Origin of the sequence: Nocardioides humi, from assembly GCF_006494775.1 — a bacterium.
Lineage (GTDB): Bacteria > Actinomycetota > Actinomycetes > Propionibacteriales > Nocardioidaceae > Nocardioides > Nocardioides humi.
This window is the reverse complement of the sequence record NZ_CP041146.1, coordinates 2,090,402-2,106,177: the sequence shown is the minus strand read 5'-3', so window position 1 is coordinate 2,106,177 and position 15,776 is coordinate 2,090,402. Positions and strand designations below refer to the sequence as shown.

Genomic DNA, 15,776 nt, shown 5'->3' with positions numbered 1-15,776 from the left:
GCCTCCGGCGTCAGCGCGAAGACCCGCTCGGGGAGTAGATCGACTCCGAGCCGTCCTCCCGGTGGATCCGCGCCATGCCCACATCGGCCAGCCGGACCCCGGCCAGCCGTGGCGCCACCCGCTTGAACCCCCGCACGGCGGCCCGGCCGGCCGCGTCCCGCGCGCGACCGGCGGCCGAGCTCCCCGGCCGCCAGCCGCCGAGGTACGACGGCGGGCCGGCCCGTCCCTCGATCGCGCACGGCGACGGGTGGGTGGTCCACCACGGCACGCCGATCTCGTCGGCGGCGGTGCCGACGGCTCCCATGGTGAAGTCGGCGACGACCAGGTCGGGCTGGCAACGGCCCCAGGCGGCCAGCAGCTCGCGCCGGAAGTCCGCCTGCAGCGCCACCGCCGCCCGGAACTGCCGGAACAGGAGCCGGGGGTCGCTGCCGATCCGGTACGGCGGGTTCACGACCGTCTCGATCACCTCGTCGGCGCCGTCCAGCAGGGCGAGCCCGGCCACGCCGGCTGCGGTGATCGCGGGCTGCGCGGCGGCCGTGCTGACCACCCGGACGTCGAGCCGGGGCTCCTGCGCGAGGCGGGCGGCGATGCCGAGGACCGGGTGCAGGTGGCCCGCCATCGGCGGCGCGACCAGGTCGACCCGCCTCACGCCGCCTCCAGCTCGGCGACCAGCTCGCGGCACAGCCTGGCGAGCTCCGGGGAGGCGAGGTAGTCGAGGTGCCCGGCGGCCACCTCGACGTCGTGCGGCCACCACCGGGCGAGGTGGTCCGCCCGGCTGCCGACCCGGATCGTCCGGCATGCCGGCGGCCGGGGGGCGACCGCGCCGTAGGCGACCACGGTGAGCCGGTCCAGCAGGTCGGCCGGCAGGTCGAGGCGCCCGAGCAGGTCCAGGCCGATCGACCCGGCCAGCACCAGCGTCCGGTCCGCCGCGCGCAGCCGGCGCTCGACGAGTGGCCGATGCCGGCGCGCCCACGCGCCCCGCGCCAGCCGGATCCGCCCGAACAGCACCGCGTGGCACAGGCTGCCACGCCACAGCGGCACCCTCCGGTACGGCGCCAGCCCGGCGTCGTACGGGAAGTTGAGCCGGACCTTCGCGTCCTCGGGCAGGGGCAGGTCGTCGAGGAAGGCGTGCTGGGCGGGGGAGAGCGCGCACGAGCGCGGGTCGCTCTGCCCCGTCAGGTGGAGGACCTGGAGCCTCATCGCGGCCTCATCGGACAGGCGTGAAGTCGACGTCGGAGCGGACCCGGTAGGTGCGGGTACGCCAGCGGATGGTGCGCTGGACCGCACCGTGCGCGAGGTGCGCCGGCTGGACCAGCTCGGAGACCAGCGAGAGCCCGGGCGCGTGCAGCGAGCGGCCGTAGATGCGCCGCTGCACCAGCCGCAGCAGCAGCCAGCGGCCGCCGAGCACCGCCACCAGCGGCCCGGGACGGCGCGAGCGGACCGAGCCGACGAGGATCGCCCAGAGCAGGTTCGGGTGGGTGCCGTGCAGCAGGGCGATCGCCACGACGGTGCGGAGTGGCTGACGGCGCAGCAGCAGGTTCGCGAACAGCATCCAGCGGTGCATCAGGCGCACATAGTGCCCGCCGTCGTCCACGGAGGTGGTGATCCACTGCGGCGACGCGGTCTGGCAGATCGTCCCGCCGCTGCCCAGCACCGCGCCGGCGACGGCGAGGTCGTCGGTGAGGTGGCGCAGCAGCGGCGTGAGCCCGCCGAGCGCGCGCAGGTCCGCGACCCGCATCGCCCAGCACATCCCGTTGATCGTCACCGGCGCCATCGGCAGGTACGTCAGCACCGCGTTGTTGTCGACGAACTGCTCGACCAGCCGCGCCCACGGCGTCCGCCCGGGGAGGTACGCCGGCAGCCCGGTCGCCAGCGTGTGGTGCGCCAGGCCGCCGAGCAGCGCGCCGAGGCTGGCCCGCGGCAGCCGGGTGTCGTCGTCGAGCACCAGGAGCACCTCGTCGTCGGCCGCGGCGTCGAGGGCGGGCTGGAGCTTGGCCAGCTTGGGGTTCACCCCGTCCGGGGCGGGCGGGCAGAGCCGCACCTCGACGCGGGGCGCGGCGCCGATCCGGTCGACCACGCGCCGGGCCTCCGGGTCGTCCTCGTCGACCAGCCAGACGAAGCGCGCGCCCTCCAGCGCGAGCAGGTTGTCGCGCAGCGCGTCCTCCAGCCCGGGGTCGCCGGACAGGATCGGCTGCACGACGACGACCTTCCCGATCGCGTCCTCGGCGGGCTCCACCGCGACGGGCGCCCGGTCCGCGGCACGCAGCGCCGCGATCGCCTTGCCGCCCTGCAACGCGAGATAGCCGCCCGTGGCCGCCCATGCCCACCGGCTGATGCCACGTACTTGTTGACCGTTTCCTGCGCTTCTTGCCCGTTGCAACGGCCAGGAAGCGCAGGAATCGCCGCTGAAGCGGTGATTCCTGCACGCCCGCCTCACAGGTGCTCCCGCTGCCAGGCCACGAACCTCTCGACGCCCTCCGCCACCGATACCTTCGGCGCGCCGAGGTCGCGCAGCATCCGGTCCGGCACGAACGTCTTCGACCACGACAGCACGCCGACGCCGTACGGCGTGATCGGCGGCTCGCCGGGGAGGTGCAGGATCCGCCAGGTCCGCTCCAGCACGGTCGCCGCCCGCATGGCCGTGGCGACGCCGACCTCACGCGTCGGCGGGTCCAGGCCGAGCCGCGCGATCACGTCGAGCAGCATGGCCTGGATCTCCACCGGCTCGGCGTTGGTGAGGTGGTAGACGCCGCCGAGCTCGGGCCGCGCCGCGAGCTGCAGCAGGCAGTCGGCGAGGTTGTCGACGTAGATCAGGTCGCCCACCGCAGGTGTCGCGCGCCCGGTCAGCCGCGGGATCCGGCCGGCCTTCGCGGCGGCGACGATCCGTGGGAACAGCACGGTGTCGCCCGGCCCGAACACCGCCCGCGGCCGGGCGATGACCCACGATCCGCCGTACCTGCGGACGATCTCCTCCGACGCCGCCTTCGTGCGCGCGTAGTCGTTGGCGAACCGCGGTCCGACCGGCGAGTCCTCGGTCAGGTCGAGCTGGTCGCCATCGCGGTAGAGCACCGAGGACGACGACACGTGCACCAGCCGCAAGCCCCCCAGCCGCAGGCACCAGTCCACGACGGTCCGGGTGGCGATGACATTGTCGCGCTCGTAGTCCCTGCGGCGCGCGTACGGCGTGGCCCGCGCCGCGCAGTGGATGACCGCGTCCGGCTCCCACGGCAGGTCCGGCAGACCGGCCACGTCGGTGCGGCCGAGATCGACGCTCAGGTAGCCGTCGCGGTCGAGCCGGCGCCGCCCGAGCCCGACCACCTCGTGCCCGGCCGCGGCCGCCATCTCCACCAGCCGCCCGCCCACGAACCCGGACGCGCCGGTCACCAGCAGCCTCATGCCACCCTCCTGATCCGCCGGCGCTTCGCCTCGGGCGCCTCCGCCGGCCACGCCATGGGTACGACGACGGGCGGTCGTGCGTCCAGCCGCTGCGCCAGTCGGCCGACCTCCGTGGCCACCCGCTCCGGCGCCCGTGGATCGCCGGTGGTCACCGCGAGTCGCCACTCGGCGCCGTGCTGCTCGATCCGGTAGTCGCCGAGGTCGCCGGCGAGCGCGATCGCGTGCCGCAGCACGTCGGGATAGGCCGGCACCTCCGGCCTGCTCGGAGCGAGCGCTGGCAGGGTGAGCACGTCGTCGGCGCGGCCGAGGACGGCTGCGATCGAACGCCCCGGCCGCCCGCACGGGCAGGGAGCGGGCGCGGCGAGCAGCACGTCGTCGAGCCGGTGCCGCACGACGTACTGCGTCGTCCGGGTGAAGTCGGTGACGACCGGGTGGAAGCGCCGGTGGTCGATCCACTCCGGCTCGACGTGCACGTGCGCCTCGTTGAGATGCAGCCGCCCGGCCGGACAGCTGACCGCGAGCAGGCCCTCGGTGGCCTGGTAGATCTGCTCGACGGGTCGCCCGAAGGCGGCACCGATGAGCGCCGAGTCGTCGGGCTCCAGGGTCTCCGCGACCGAGACGACCTGCAGCGGACGCAGCCCGGCGGGCCTCGCCGACGCGATCTGCCGGAGCACGCTCGCGGGGGCGACCAGGACGTCCGTCCCGGGCAAGGACGGCAGGTGCGCGGACAGCGGCACGGTCAGGTCGTGCCACGAGAACGACACCCGGCGGCTGTCGAGGGTCTGGTACAGGTTGCTGTTGGCGCGCAGGAAGAGCGCGACCCGCAGCGGCCGCCGCGCGAGCGTCCGCAGTGACCGGGCGGACATCAGCTGTCCCATCAGGATCCCCGCCCACAGGCGGCTCTCCGCCTCCGAGACGAGGAAGACGCCGCGGGTGCCGGACGTCCCGGACGACAGGCCCACCGTCACCCCGCCCGGCAGCGTGTCGGCGAAGTCGCGCGAGCGCTCGCCGGCCTCGGCCACCGCGAGCGCCCGGTCGAGGGCGATGCCGTGCCGGTTGAAGGCCGCGAAGTCGGCCAGCACCGTGGCCTTGTCGACGACGGGCAGCTCGTGCAGCGGCCGCCCGGCAAGACCCGCGTAGAACGGGGCGTTCCGCAGGTCGTCGCGCAGGAACCGGTCCAGCGCGCGGGCCCGCGCGGCGTCGTACCGGCGGGGGAGGAGCCAGCGCTCGCGGGCGAAGGCCGCGGCCACCGCCGCCTGGGATCCGGCCAACTCAGGCCCCGGCGTACCAGGCCGCGTGCCCCTCGGGACAGTGCGCTGGGAGGACGAGCAGGTCGGGGTGCGCGGCGTCGAGGTCGTGCAGTACGCCGAGCGTGCTCACGGTCGCCGGCCAGTCGTGCGTGATCCCCTTCGCCAACCGGGACGGCGGCTTCAGGTCGCGGAACGACCGCGTGGTCCACGCCGCGTCGCCGACCAGCAGCACCTGCCGGCCGCCGGAGGTGAACAGCAGCCCGAGGTGGCCGGGCATGTGGCCGGGCAGGTCGACGGCGAGCAGGCTGCGGTCGCCGAGCAGGTCCCACGCCGCCAGCGGCCCGACGGCGAGCCGGGGGAAGGACTCGACCGGGTCCAGCCGGTCGCGCAGGTCGTCGGGCAGCAGCGCCGGCAGGATCGCGTGCCGTACGGCGTTGATCCCCCGCAGCGACAGCGCGTGCTCGGCCCCGGCGGACCCGGCGACGATCCGCGCCCGCGGGTGGTCGAGCAGCCCGCCGACGTGGTCGCCGTGGAAGTGCGAGACCACGATCCGGCGGATGTCAGCTGGCGCGATGTCGAGCGTCGTGAGCTGCCGGGAGAGATGCTCCTCCTCGGGCAGCGTGACCGGCAGCGTCTTCCGGTAGAGCAGCTCCGGCAGCCGCCGGGTCGCGTCGAGGAAGTGCTGGGAGTAGCCGGTGTCGAAGAGCGTCCAGCCGTGCTCGGGGTGCCGCAGCGCGCCGACGTACGACGGGAACTCGATCGGCCGCAGCCGGCCGCCCTGGCGCGCCATCGCCTCCGGGCCCTTGCAGTGGCCGACGCGGAGCCAGTGGAAGTCGACCTCGGGCTGGGATGTCAGTAGCACAGCACGATCCCACCCATGCTGAGCCCGGCGCCGGTGCCGAGCAGGAGCGCGTGGTCGCCCCGTTGCAGCCGGCCGGACTCGATCGCCGCGTGCAGCGCCGAGGGCAGCGAGGCGCCGACCTGGTTGCCGTGGTCGGCGTAGATGTCGACCAGCCGGCCCTCCTCGATGTCGAAGCGCTGCCGGAGCCAGGCCAAGGCGTGGTGGCTCGCCTGGTGCGGTACGACGACGGGCAGCTCCGCCAAGGTGACGCCGGCCGATGCGAGCAGCCGGCCCACGAACGGCGGCAGGTGCCGGACAGCCAGCCGGAACACCGCGCCGCCCTCCATCCGGAACCGCCCCCAGTCGGCGTACTCGCCCTCGACCCGGTCGGGGGCGTACCGCGATCCGCCGCCGCGGATCTCGCAGGTGTGCGCGCCCTCGCTGTGGGTGGCGAAGTCGGCGGCCAGGACGCTCGACCCGGTGTCGCCGGCGTGCCCGACCACGGCCGCGGCGGCGCCGTCGCCGAAGATCCCGGACGCTCCGAGGTCGGACCAGTCGAGCCCGACCGAGGCCAGGTCGGCCGACACGATGAGGATCCGCTCGTGCCGGCCGGCGTCGACCAGGGTGGCGGCGAGGTCGAGGGCGAGGAGGAAGCTCAGGCAGCTGGCGTTGACGTCCCAGGCGGGGATCGGCCGGCCCGGCGCCAGCTCCTCGTGGAGCAGCGCGGCGTTGCAGGGCAGCGGCTGGTCCGGCGTGGCGCCGGCGCCGATGATCACGTCGACGTCGTCGAGGGGCAGGCCCGCGGCGGCGAGCGCCTTGCGCGCCGCCCGGGCGCCCAGCTCGGCGGCGGAGCCGCGCTCGACGTACCGCACCCGGACGCCGGTGTGGCCCTCGACGGTGCCGGGCGCGAGCCCCAGCCGCGCGTCCAGTGCGGCGCTGGTGACCTCCTCGTCGGGCAGCACCGCGCCGGTGCCGAGGATCCGCAGGGCGCGTGGCCCGAGAGCTGGCATGGCGACGAGGATAAGGGGTGCCTGCCCGCTCGCGACGCCGACGAGCGGGCAGGCACCCCTCATCACCGGCCCAGGCTGTCCAGTGCCTCCTTGGTGAGCGCGCGGCCGAGGTCGACCAGCTCGCCGGCCCGGTGGAAGTCGATGGTCCGGGCGGCGCTGAGCGGGACGGTGACGAGGACGTCGGGCGGCAGCGCGGCGAGTCGGTAGCGCGTGATCAGGCTCTGCATCGCGTCGAAGGACAGCGAGACCACCTCGGAGGTCCGCACGTCCGGGCGTACGTCGACCGCCTCGGCCGGCGGCGCCTCGGCCGGGGCCGCGGGCGGGGCTGCGGGCGGCTCGGCGGCAGCGCCGTCCGCGGCCTCCTCGGCCAGCTCGCCCCGGCGGAACCGGCGCCGCAGGTCGGCCGTCCACTCCGCGCGGCGGACCGAGAAGCCGCGGGCGGGGGAGGTCGGCTCGTGGGGCTCGCGCGGGCCCTGGAGGGAGACGGCGACGGTGAAGTCGGCGGCCGCGGCGGCGGTGGGCTCGAGCGGCAGCGGGTTGAGCAGGCCGCCGTCCACGAGGACCCGGCCGTCGACCACCGCCGGCGTGAACAGGCCGGGGATCGCGAAGGACGCGCGCATCGCCGGGATCAGCGGTCCGCGCTGGAACCACACCTCGCGGCGGGCGGCGAGGTCGGTGGCGACCGCGGTGTAGGGAATCGGCAGCGACTCGATGGTGACGTCGCCGACGATCTCGTCGAGCGCCGCCATCAGCCGCTCGGCGGTGGCCGCGCCGCCGCCCGTCCACGTCGGGTCGGCCAGCCGGACCACCCGCCGGCCGGTCAGCGTGGCCGCCCACGCGGCGAACTCGTCGTCCTTGCCGGCGGCGACCAGGCCGCCCACGACGGCGCCCATCGACGTACCCGAGACCGCGACGATCTCGTGGCCGCGGTCGCGGAGCTCCTGGACCGCGCCGAGGTGGGCGTAGCCGCGGGCTCCGCCGGAGCCGAGGACCAGAGCGACGCGTGCCATGGCTCCATTGTGTGTCGCGGCGCGCGACATAGCCCGTGCCCGGCCATGTCGTTGTCCTCACATGGGTCTGCGTCTCGGAGTCGTCACGCTCGCCGCCAGCCTCCTCGCCGCCGGTCTCGTCGCGGCGCCGCCGGGAGCGGCCGTCGCGGAGGAGCCCGCGCCGGTGGTCGTCGACCAGCGGTTCACCACCTCCGACGGCGTCGAGCTGCAGACCACGCTGACCAGCGTCGGCCCGGTGACGGCCAAGCCGACGGTGGTCGAGTTCTCGCCGTACGGCGACGGCAGCCAGACGCTCGAGGTCACGCCCGACTACAACTTCCTGCTGGTCCAGATCCGCGGCACCGGCGACAGCGACGGCTCCTTCGACGCCCTCGGCCCGACGAGCCAGCGCGACGTCGTCGAGGTGCTGCAGTGGGCGTGCACGCAGCCGTTCAGCGACGGCAGCCTGGCGCTCAACGGCTTCTCGGCCAGTGCGATCGTGCTCTACAACTCCTGGCACCAGCGGCTGCCGTGCGTGAAGGCGGCGATCCTGCGCTCCGGCACCCACGAGCTCTACCGCGACCTACTCGTGCCCGGCGGCATCCTCAACCTCGCCCCGGGCGCCGGCGTGCTCGGCCTGATCGGCGCGCCCGCCCTGCTGCAGGGCATCGACCGGCTCCAGCGCGACCCGGCGTCCTCGCTGCCGGTCATCGGCGGGCTGTTCGCCACCGGCCTGAGCGTGCTCGCCCACCCCACCCTCGACTCCTGGTGGCAGCAGCGCGGCTGGCGCGGCGACGCCAACGACATCCCGGTGCTCATGCTCAACGGCTTCTACGACGTCGAGTCGCGCGGCGTCTTCCAGGCCTTCCAGGCGCTGCGCGACGACGGCGCGCACCTGGTGATGGAGGGCGGCCACGACGGTACGCCGGCCGGCACCGACGGCGGCGTCGGCGAGGCGCACGCGTGGCTGGACCACTACCTGCGCGGGGTCGACAACGGGATCGAGGCCCAGCCCGCCGTCCGGCTGCTCCTGGCCGAGGGCGACCGCGCGGCCTACCTCGACGGCCGGCACCAGGCGTACGACGCCGCGGACTGGCCGGTCCCCGGCACCCGGTGGACCGAGCTCGCGCTGTCCTCGGGCGGGCGGCTCGGCACGACCCCGGACGCGCAGGAGTCCCGGGCGTCGTACCTCACCGTGCCGACGCTGCCGACCATGTCCGACGTCCCGACCTGGTCGCTGCTGGAGGCCGGCGGCGCGAAGGCGCTGACCGGGGCGCTGCCGTTCCTCGGCCGGACGAACGCGGTCGCCCTCGACAAGGTGACCGGCCTGACCTACACGACCGGTGCCCTGGCGGCCGACGTGGCGACGGCCGGCCCGGTGACGCTCGACGTGCCGCTGGCCACCACGACGCCCGGCTCCGGCATCTGGGCGATCCTGTCCGACGTCGCACCGGACGGCTCCTCGCACCCGCTCACCGTCGGCCGGCTCTCCACGCACCACCCGGGCCTGGTCCCCGGGAGGTCCCTCACCGACGCGAGCGGCGCCGTGGTGCAGCCGTACGGCGACTACAGCGCCGTCGACCGGGCCCAGCCGGGGAAGCCCCGGCGCTACCAGGTCGAGCTGTGGCCGGTCGGCAACGTGTTCCGGGCGGGCCACCGGCTGCGGATCCAGCTCGTCGGCACCTCCCTGTTCTCCCTCCTCTCCCTGCCCGCCCTCCACACGGTCCGGCTCGGCGGCCCCGACGGCGCCCGCCTCCGCGTCCCCGTCCTCCCCGGCAGCGACCTCACCGCCGCGCTGGACTGAGAGCTCACCGCTCGACGCGCAGCACCACCGAGTCGACCCGCGGCGACGAGACTGTCGGCGACGAGGCTGTCGGCGACGAGGCGGCGTGCCCCGTCAGGCCGGAGCGCATCCGAAAACCGGTTGTGAGTGAGTGCTCACTCATTTACAGTGGCGCGCATGCCACCCCGTGCCGCACCGATGTCGCCCGAGGAGCGCCGGGAGGCGCTGATCCGGGTGACCCGTCCCCTCCTGTACGACCACGGGAGCCGGGTGACCACCCGGCTGATCGCCGAGGCGGCCGGGGTCGCGGAAGGGACCATCTTCCGGGTGTTCGCGTCCAAGGACGAGCTCATCGACGCCACGGTGGCGCGCGCCTTCGAGCCCGGTGACGTGCTGCGGCGCCTGGACGAGATCGACCTCGCCCTGCCGTTGCGCGAGCGGATGCTGGCGATGACGACGATCCTGCAGCAGCGGTTCCTGGCGATCTTCGGGCTGATGCGCGCGATGGGCTTCGTCGGACCGCCGGCGCACCTCCACGACCGGCCCGAGGTCAAGCAGGGCCTGGAGGACGTGCGCGACCGGCTGCTCGCGCTCATCGAGCCCGACGCCGACCGGCTCACCCTGCCGCCCGAGCAGGTGCTGCACGTGTGGCGCCTGCTCACCTTCGCCGGCTCCCACCGCGAGATCGCCGACGACGACCTGCTCACCCCACCCAGATCGTCGACACCGTGCTGCACGGTGTCGAGAGGAGGGATCCCTGATGCTCGGACAGCTCCTGCGCGGCTACCTCCGGCCCTACAAGGGCTGGCTGGCGGCCATCGTGGTGCTGCAGTTCACCGGCACCGTCGCCATGCTCTACCTGCCCAGCCTCAACGCCGACATCATCGACAAGGGCGTCGCCCAGGGCGACACCGGGTATGTCGTCGAGCTCGGCGCGGTCATGCTCGCCGTCGCCCTGGTCCAGGCGGCCTGCTCGATGGCGTCGGCGTGGTTCGGCGGCCAGGCCGCGATGGCGTTCGGCCGCGACCTGCGCAAGGCCGTGTTCGGCCGGATCGGCAGCTTCTCGGCGCGCGAGGTCTCCACCTTCGGCGCCCCGTCGCTGATCACCCGGGCCACCAACGACGTCCAGCAGGTGCAGATGCTGGCGATGATGACCTGCCTGATGGCGGTGACCATCCCGATCATGATGGTCGGCGGCGTCATCATGGCGATGCGCGAGGACTTCGGCCTGTCCTGGCTGGTCGTCGCCGTCGTCCCCGTGCTCTTCGTCTGCATCGGCGTCGTCGTGTCCCAGATGGTGCCGGCCTTCCGGCAGGTGCAGCAGCGGCTGGACGACGTCAACCGGGTGCTGCGCGAGCAGATCTCCGGCATCCGGGTGGTGCGCGCGTTCGTGCGCGAGCCGCAGGAGGTACGGCGCTTCGAGCGCGCCAACGAGGACCTGACCGTCGTCTCGCTGCGGGCGGGCCGCTGGATGGCGCTGATGTTCCCGCTCGTCATGGGCGTCTCCAATGTCGCGAGCGTCGGCGTGATCTGGTTCGGCGGCCACCGCGTCGACGGCGGGCAGATGGAGGTGGGCGCGCTGACCGCGTTCCTGGCCTACCTCATGCAGATCCTGATGTCGGTGATGATGGGCACCTTCATGCTGATGATGATCCCGCGGGCGTCCGTCAGCGCCGACCGGATCGGCGAGGTGCTCGGCACCGGCACCAGCGTCGTCCCGCCGGCCGCGCCGGTCACCGAGGTCGCCGTCGCCGGCCATCTCGACGTCGAGGGCGTCGGCCTCACCTATCCCGGTGCCGAGGCGCCGGTGCTGCGCGACGTCAGCTTCTCCGCCCGCCCGGGCCAGACCGTCGCGGTGATCGGGTCCACCGGCGCCGGCAAGACCACCCTGGTCAACCTGGTGCCGCGGCTGCTCGACGCCACCGAGGGCGTGGTCCGCGTCGACGGCGTCGACGTCCGCGACCTCGACCCGGAGCTGCTCTGGTCGCGGATCGGGCTGGTGCCGCAGCGCGCCTTCCTGTTCTCCGGCACGGTCGCGTCCAACCTGCGCTACGGCCGGCCCGACGCGCGCGACGACGAGCTGTGGGCCGCGCTCGAGATCGCCCAGGCCGCCGACTTCGTCCGCGCGATGCCCGAGGGACTCGACACCGCCGTCGCGCAGGGCGGCACGACGGTCTCCGGCGGCCAGCGGCAGCGCCTGGCCATCGCCCGGGCGCTGGTACGACGACCCGAGATCTACCTCTTCGACGACGCGTTCTCCGCGCTGGACGTCGCCACCGACGCGCGGCTGCGGGCGGCGCTGCGGCCGGTGACCCGGGACGCGACGGTGCTGATCGTGGCGCAGCGGATCGCCACCATCCGCGACGCCGACCTGATCCTCGTGCTCGAGGACGGCGAGGTCGTCGGCCAGGGCACCCACGACGAGCTGATGCGGGACAACCCGACGTACCAGGAGATCGCCGCCTCGCAGGGCATCAAGGGAGAGGAGGTCGCGGTATGAGCGGGACCGGCAAGACCATGAAGCAGACCGAGCGGATCGTCCAGCAGGGCGGGCCCGGCCGCGGCCCGATGGGCGGCATGGTCGGCCAGAAGGCCGACGACTTCGGCGCCTCCGCCCGGCGGCTGCTCGCCCGGCTCCGACCGGCGCGCGGCCGCGCGCTCGGCGTACTGCTGCTCGGGATCGGCAGCGTCGCCTCCGTCGTGGTCGGGCCCTGGCTGCTCGGCCGCGCCACCGACGAGGTCTTCACCGGCTTCATCGGCGGCCGGCTCCCCGCGGGCAGCACCCAGGCCGACGCCGTCGCGCAGGCCGAGGCGTCGGGCAACGACGGCCTCGCCGACTTCCTGCGCGGCCTCAAGGACGTCGTCCCGGGCCAAGGCGTCGACTTCGACAAGGTCGGCCAGATCCTGCTGATCACCCTGCTGGTCTACGTCGGCGGCCAGGTGCTCGGCTGGCTGCAGGGCTACCTCGTCAACGACATCGTCCAGGCCACCGTGAAGCAGATGCGCACCGACGTCGAGGAGAAGATCCACCGGCTCCCGCTGGCCTACTTCGACCGCCAGCCCCGCGGCGAGCTGCTCAGCCGGGTCACCAACGACATCGACAACGTCGCGCAGAACCTCCAGCAGACGATGAGCCAGCTGCTCACCTCGCTGCTCATGGTCGTCGGCGTGCTCGGCGCGATGTTCTGGGTCTCCCCGCTGCTCGCCGTGATCTCCCTGGTCTCCGTCCCGATCGCGATGTTCGCCACCAGCCGGATCATGAAGCGCTCGCAGAGCCAGTTCATCAGCCAGTGGCGCCAGACCGGCCGGCTCAACGCGCAGGTGGAGGAGTCGATCTCGGGGCACGCCCTGGTCACCGTCTTCGGCCGCCGCAAGGCCGTCGAGGACGAGTTCGACGCCGCCAACGAGGAGCTCTACCAGTCGTCGTACCGCGCCCAGTTCATCAGCGGCCTGGTGATGCCGATGATGATGCTGATCGGCAACCTCAACTACGTCGTGATCGCGGTCGTCGGCGGCCTGCGGGTCACCTCCGGCGCGCTGTCGCTGGGCGAGGTGCAGGCGTTCATCCAGTACTCCCGGATGTTCACGCAGCCGATCACGCAGATCGCGTCGATGGCCAACCTGCTGCAGTCCGGCGTCGCGTCGGCCGAGCGGGTCTTCGAGCTGCTCGACGCCGACGAGGAGGTGGCGCCCTCCTCGCTGGAGGCCGCGCCCGGGCGGGACACCACGACCCGCGGCGAGGTGCGCTTCGAGCGTGTGTCGTTCTCCTACGACCCGGACGAGCCGCTCATCGAGGACCTGTCCCTGCTCGCCCGGCCCGGCCAGATGGTCGCCATCGTCGGCCCCACCGGGGCGGGCAAGACCACGCTGGTCAACCTGATCATGAGGTTCTACGAGCTCGACCGTGGCCAGATCCTGCTCGACGGGCGCGACATCGCCGCGATGGGCCGCGCGGAGCTGCGCAGCCGGATCGGGATGGTGCTCCAGGACACCTGGCTGTTCGAGGGCACCATCCGCGACAACATCGCCTACGGCCGCCCTGACGCGACGGAGGAGGAGATCCGCGCGGCCGCGCGCGCGACGTACGTCGACCGGTTCGTGCACTCGCTGCCCGAGGGCTACGACACGAAGGTCGACGACGAGGGCTCCAACCTCTCGGCCGGCGAGCGCCAGCTGATCACCATCGCCCGGGCGTTCCTGGCCCAGCCGGCGCTGCTGATCCTCGACGAGGCGACCTCCTCGGTCGACACCCGCACGGAGCTGCTGCTGCAGCAGGCGATGGCGGCGCTGCGGACCGACCGGACGTCCTTCGTCATCGCGCACCGGCTCTCCACGATCCGCGACGCGGACCTGATCCTGGTGATGGAGCACGGCCGGATCGTCGAGCAGGGCTCGCACGCCGAGCTGCTGGAGCGCGACGGCGCGTTCGCCCGGCTGCACGCCGCCCAGTTCGCCGCGGCGGCGGTCTGAGTCTGAACCGCGCCCCATGCGAATTCGTCGTGGAATCAGCAGATCTGCTGCAAATTCGTATGGGGCGCGGCGGATCAGCAGTCGTACTGGAAGTCGGCGGGCGTGCCGCCGGTGACCGCGATGGCGGCGATGGGCGTGTCGCCGGTGACCTCGTCGGCGGGCGCGCCGAGCAGGAACCCGAAGTAGGGCAGGCCGTCCTCCTCGCCGGGCGGGTACACCGACGCCTGGTCGTAGCCGTCGTCCACCGGGGCGGTGATGTCCGGGAACGCCGCCGCGAGCTCGGCGTAGGTCGAACCGACCTGGAGGTCGCCGTGGTCGGTGACCGGACCGGGCGCGGTCACCCACAGCTGGGTGATGGTCGCGTCCTCGTCGGTCAGCACCCGCAGCGCCGTGCCGTCCGGGTCGTCCTTCCAGTGGATCAGCTCGCCCGCGCAGATCGCGGCCCCGTCGGCGAACAGCCCGGTCGCCTCCCACTCCGCCCGGGTCATCCCGACCTGCGCATCGCCGATCGCCGCCGGCCGGATCACCAGCGCGGGCACGTCGGCCGTGGGCGCGGGCGGCTCGGACGTGGTCGGCTCGGGAGCGGGCGTCGTGACCGTCGGGGTCGGCGAGGCCGTGGAGTCGCTCTCGTCGGGTTCGTCGGAGCCGCAGCCGGCCAGGGCGGTGGCGCCGAGGGCGAGCAGCAGGGCGAGGGCGGAGGTACGCCGGATGAGTGGGCCGGTCATGCTGGATGCCTACCCCTGGCCGCGCCGCCATGCACCGGCGCTGTGATGGGATCGGCCCGTCGAGAGGAGACACCGTGTGGTGGTGGCTGCTGGCCGCGATCGCCAGTGAGGTCGTCGCGACCCTGTCGCTGCGCGCGTCGGACGGGTTCACCCGGCTCGGGCCGTCGGTCGTGGTGGTCGTGGGGTACGTCGCCGCGTTCTACTTCCTGTCCCAGGCGCTGGTGCGCGGCATGCAGCTCGGCACGGCGTACGCCGTGTGGTCCGGCCTGGGTGTCGCCGCGATCGCGGTGCTCGGCCTCGTCGTCTTCGGGGAGTCCCTCACGATGGTGCAGGTCGGCGGCCTCGGCTTCGTGGTGGTCGGAGTCGTCCTGCTCGAGCTCGGCGCGCGCCATGGCTGAGTCCGGGGGCGGGTGACGGCGTGGAGCGCCGGCAGCTGGAGTTCTTCCTCGCCATCGCGGAGGCGGGCAGCATCACCCGCGCGGCCGCGCGGCTGCGTGTCGCCCAGCCCTCGCTGTCCTATGCGCTGCGGACCCTGGAGCGGGAGCTGGGCGCCGAGCTGTTCGAGCGGCTGGGGCGCGGCGTCCGGCTGACCCCGGCCGGCGAGGCGCTCGTCGGTCCGGCGCGACGCACCGTCCGCTCGTTCGGCCTGGCCGCGGGTGCGGTGCGCTCGCTGGGCGCCGACGGACACGGCGAGCTGCGGATCGTCGCCAGCACACTGTGGGCGATCGAGCCGCTCGCTCCGATCCTCGCGGCCTTCCGTCAGGTGCTCCCCGGCGTCCAGGTCGTGGTGACCGACCCGCGGCATCGCGCCGACGTCCTCGAGCAGGTCCGCTCGGGCGAGGCCCAGTTCGGACTGCTCGACGGACCTACGCCGGCCGGTGTGTTCGATGCCCAGTTCGTCCTCGACCAGGAGCTCGTCGCCGTCCTCCCGCCGGGCACGGCCTGGCACGCCGCGACGATCAGCGTCGACGAGCTCGCCGACCGCGGACTGATCTCGACCCCCGAGGGGACGGCGCTGCGCGACCTCCTCGACCAGCGCCTGGACGAGGCCGGCCGGCCCGGGGACGTCGCGATCACGACCGCGCACGTGGCGTCGGTCGTGCCGCTGGTGCTGGCCGGGGCGGGAGTGGCCCTCCTGCCCGAGGGCCTGGCGGCCGCGGCGCGCCGGGAGGGCGCGCCCAAGGTGCGCCTGGACCGGCCCTCGCAGGCGCGGGTGTCCCTGGTCTGGCGCCGGGGCGAGCTGGACCCGGTCGCGGCGCAGTTCGTCGCCGGCGCACAGGAGCTCTTCGCCGGCGACTCATAGAGAGCATCT

The 15,776-nt window shown here is 74.0% G+C and carries 14 protein-coding genes and 1 pseudogene; 6 read left to right on the top strand and 9 right to left on the bottom strand.

Annotation, left to right across the window (positions count from 1 at the left end):
• Window positions 1–10: 10 nt before the first annotated feature.
• The 8 genes from FIV44_RS30390 to FIV44_RS10380 form a co-directional block, all read right to left on the bottom strand.
• Complete coding sequence (locus tag FIV44_RS30390) at window positions 11–649, bottom strand: glycosyltransferase family protein (RefSeq protein ID WP_181411100.1); 639 nt, start codon at window positions 647–649, stop codon at window positions 11–13.
• On the bottom strand, window positions 646–1,200 hold the full coding sequence (locus FIV44_RS30385; RefSeq protein WP_181411099.1) for a hypothetical protein: 555 nt from the start codon (window positions 1,198–1,200) through the stop codon (window positions 646–648). The genes FIV44_RS30390 and FIV44_RS30385 overlap by 4 nt, the downstream gene beginning before the upstream one ends.
• A 7-nt stretch (window positions 1,201–1,207) precedes the next feature.
• A complete protein-coding gene (locus tag FIV44_RS10405; protein ID WP_181411098.1) occupies window positions 1,208–2,293 on the bottom strand; it encodes a glycosyltransferase in 1,086 nt (361 codons plus the stop codon).
• 140 nt (window positions 2,294–2,433) lie between these two features.
• On the bottom strand, window positions 2,434–3,396 hold the full coding sequence (locus FIV44_RS10400) for an NAD-dependent epimerase/dehydratase family protein (protein WP_141004377.1): 963 nt from the start codon (window positions 3,394–3,396) through the stop codon (window positions 2,434–2,436).
• Window positions 3,393–4,667: a F390 synthetase-related protein gene (locus FIV44_RS10395; RefSeq protein WP_141004376.1), complete on the bottom strand. Its 1,275-nt coding sequence runs from the start codon at window positions 4,665–4,667 to the stop codon at window positions 3,393–3,395. Before FIV44_RS10395 ends, FIV44_RS10400 begins: the two co-directional genes overlap by 4 nt.
• A 1-nt stretch (window position 4,668) precedes the next feature.
• Window positions 4,669–5,508: an MBL fold metallo-hydrolase gene (locus FIV44_RS10390; RefSeq protein ID WP_141004375.1), complete on the bottom strand. Its 840-nt coding sequence runs from the start codon at window positions 5,506–5,508 to the stop codon at window positions 4,669–4,671.
• Window positions 5,499–6,497, bottom strand: a complete 999-nt coding sequence (locus FIV44_RS10385) for a 3-oxoacyl-[acyl-carrier-protein] synthase III C-terminal domain-containing protein (protein WP_141004374.1) — start codon at window positions 6,495–6,497, stop codon at window positions 5,499–5,501. The genes FIV44_RS10390 and FIV44_RS10385 overlap by 10 nt, the downstream gene beginning before the upstream one ends.
• Before the next feature lie 62 nt (window positions 6,498–6,559).
• Complete coding sequence (locus FIV44_RS10380) at window positions 6,560–7,507, bottom strand: patatin-like phospholipase family protein (protein ID WP_141004373.1); 948 nt, start codon at window positions 7,505–7,507, stop codon at window positions 6,560–6,562.
• Window positions 7,508–7,568: 61 nt separating this feature from the next.
• On the opposite strand from FIV44_RS10380, the gene FIV44_RS10375 reads away from it, so the two are divergent.
• The 4 genes and pseudogenes from FIV44_RS10375 (at window position 7,569) to FIV44_RS10360 (ending at window position 13,739) form a co-directional block, all read left to right on the top strand.
• Window positions 7,569–9,290 (top strand): CocE/NonD family hydrolase, encoded by a 1,722-nt coding sequence (locus tag FIV44_RS10375; protein ID WP_181411097.1) that lies wholly within the window; start codon window positions 7,569–7,571, stop codon window positions 9,288–9,290.
• A gap of 156 nt (window positions 9,291–9,446) precedes the next feature.
• Window positions 9,447–9,569: pseudogene (locus FIV44_RS33995) on the top strand (hypothetical protein); the annotation flags it as partial.
• A 460-nt stretch (window positions 9,570–10,029) separates the two neighbouring features.
• On the top strand, window positions 10,030–11,769 hold the full coding sequence (locus tag FIV44_RS10365) for an ABC transporter ATP-binding protein (protein ID WP_141004371.1): 1,740 nt from the start codon (window positions 10,030–10,032) through the stop codon (window positions 11,767–11,769).
• The gene (locus FIV44_RS10360) at window positions 11,766–13,739 is read left to right on the top strand and encodes an ABC transporter ATP-binding protein (RefSeq protein WP_141007820.1); all 1,974 of its coding nucleotides are present in this window, start codon (window positions 11,766–11,768) and stop codon (window positions 13,737–13,739) included. Before FIV44_RS10365 ends, FIV44_RS10360 begins: the two co-directional genes overlap by 4 nt.
• A gap of 74 nt (window positions 13,740–13,813) precedes the next feature.
• Here FIV44_RS10360 and FIV44_RS10355 read toward each other — a convergent pair whose 3' ends face one another.
• Window positions 13,814–14,464 carry a hypothetical protein gene (locus FIV44_RS10355; protein ID WP_141004370.1) on the bottom strand — a complete coding sequence of 217 codons (651 nt, stop codon included), beginning with the start codon at window positions 14,462–14,464 and terminating at the stop codon, window positions 13,814–13,816.
• Window positions 14,465–14,538: 74 nt separating this feature from the next.
• Between FIV44_RS10355 and FIV44_RS10350 the strand changes: the two genes are divergently transcribed.
• Together FIV44_RS10350 and FIV44_RS10345 are read left to right on the top strand one after the other, a co-directional pair.
• Entirely contained in the window at window positions 14,539–14,862 is a 324-nt protein-coding gene (locus FIV44_RS10350) for a DMT family transporter (RefSeq protein WP_246086907.1), read from the top strand.
• A gap of 20 nt (window positions 14,863–14,882) precedes the next feature.
• Complete coding sequence (locus tag FIV44_RS10345) at window positions 14,883–15,767, top strand: LysR family transcriptional regulator (RefSeq protein ID WP_181411096.1); 885 nt, start codon at window positions 14,883–14,885, stop codon at window positions 15,765–15,767.
• Window positions 15,768–15,776 lie beyond the last annotated feature (9 nt).

Excerpts from the sequence above, each read along its gene's own strand:
- FIV44_RS10385 (WP_141004374.1), bottom strand. The coding sequence starts at position 6,497 with ATGCCAGCTCTCGGGCCACGCGCCCTGCGGATCCTCGGCACCGGCGCG.
- FIV44_RS10360 (WP_141007820.1), top strand. The coding sequence starts at position 11,766 with ATGAGCGGGACCGGCAAGACCATGAAGCAGACCGAGCGGATCGTCCAG.
- FIV44_RS30385 (WP_181411099.1), bottom strand. The coding sequence starts at position 1,200 with ATGAGGCTCCAGGTCCTCCACCTGACGGGGCAGAGCGACCCGCGCTCG.
- FIV44_RS10375 (WP_181411097.1), top strand. The coding sequence starts at position 7,569 with ATGGGTCTGCGTCTCGGAGTCGTCACGCTCGCCGCCAGCCTCCTCGCC.
- FIV44_RS10365 (WP_141004371.1), top strand. The coding sequence starts at position 10,030 with ATGCTCGGACAGCTCCTGCGCGGCTACCTCCGGCCCTACAAGGGCTGG.
- FIV44_RS10355 (WP_141004370.1), bottom strand. The coding sequence starts at position 14,464 with ATGACCGGCCCACTCATCCGGCGTACCTCCGCCCTCGCCCTGCTGCTC.
- FIV44_RS10400 (WP_141004377.1), bottom strand. The coding sequence starts at position 3,396 with ATGAGGCTGCTGGTGACCGGCGCGTCCGGGTTCGTGGGCGGGCGGCTG.
- FIV44_RS10380 (WP_141004373.1), bottom strand. The coding sequence starts at position 7,507 with ATGGCACGCGTCGCTCTGGTCCTCGGCTCCGGCGGAGCCCGCGGCTAC.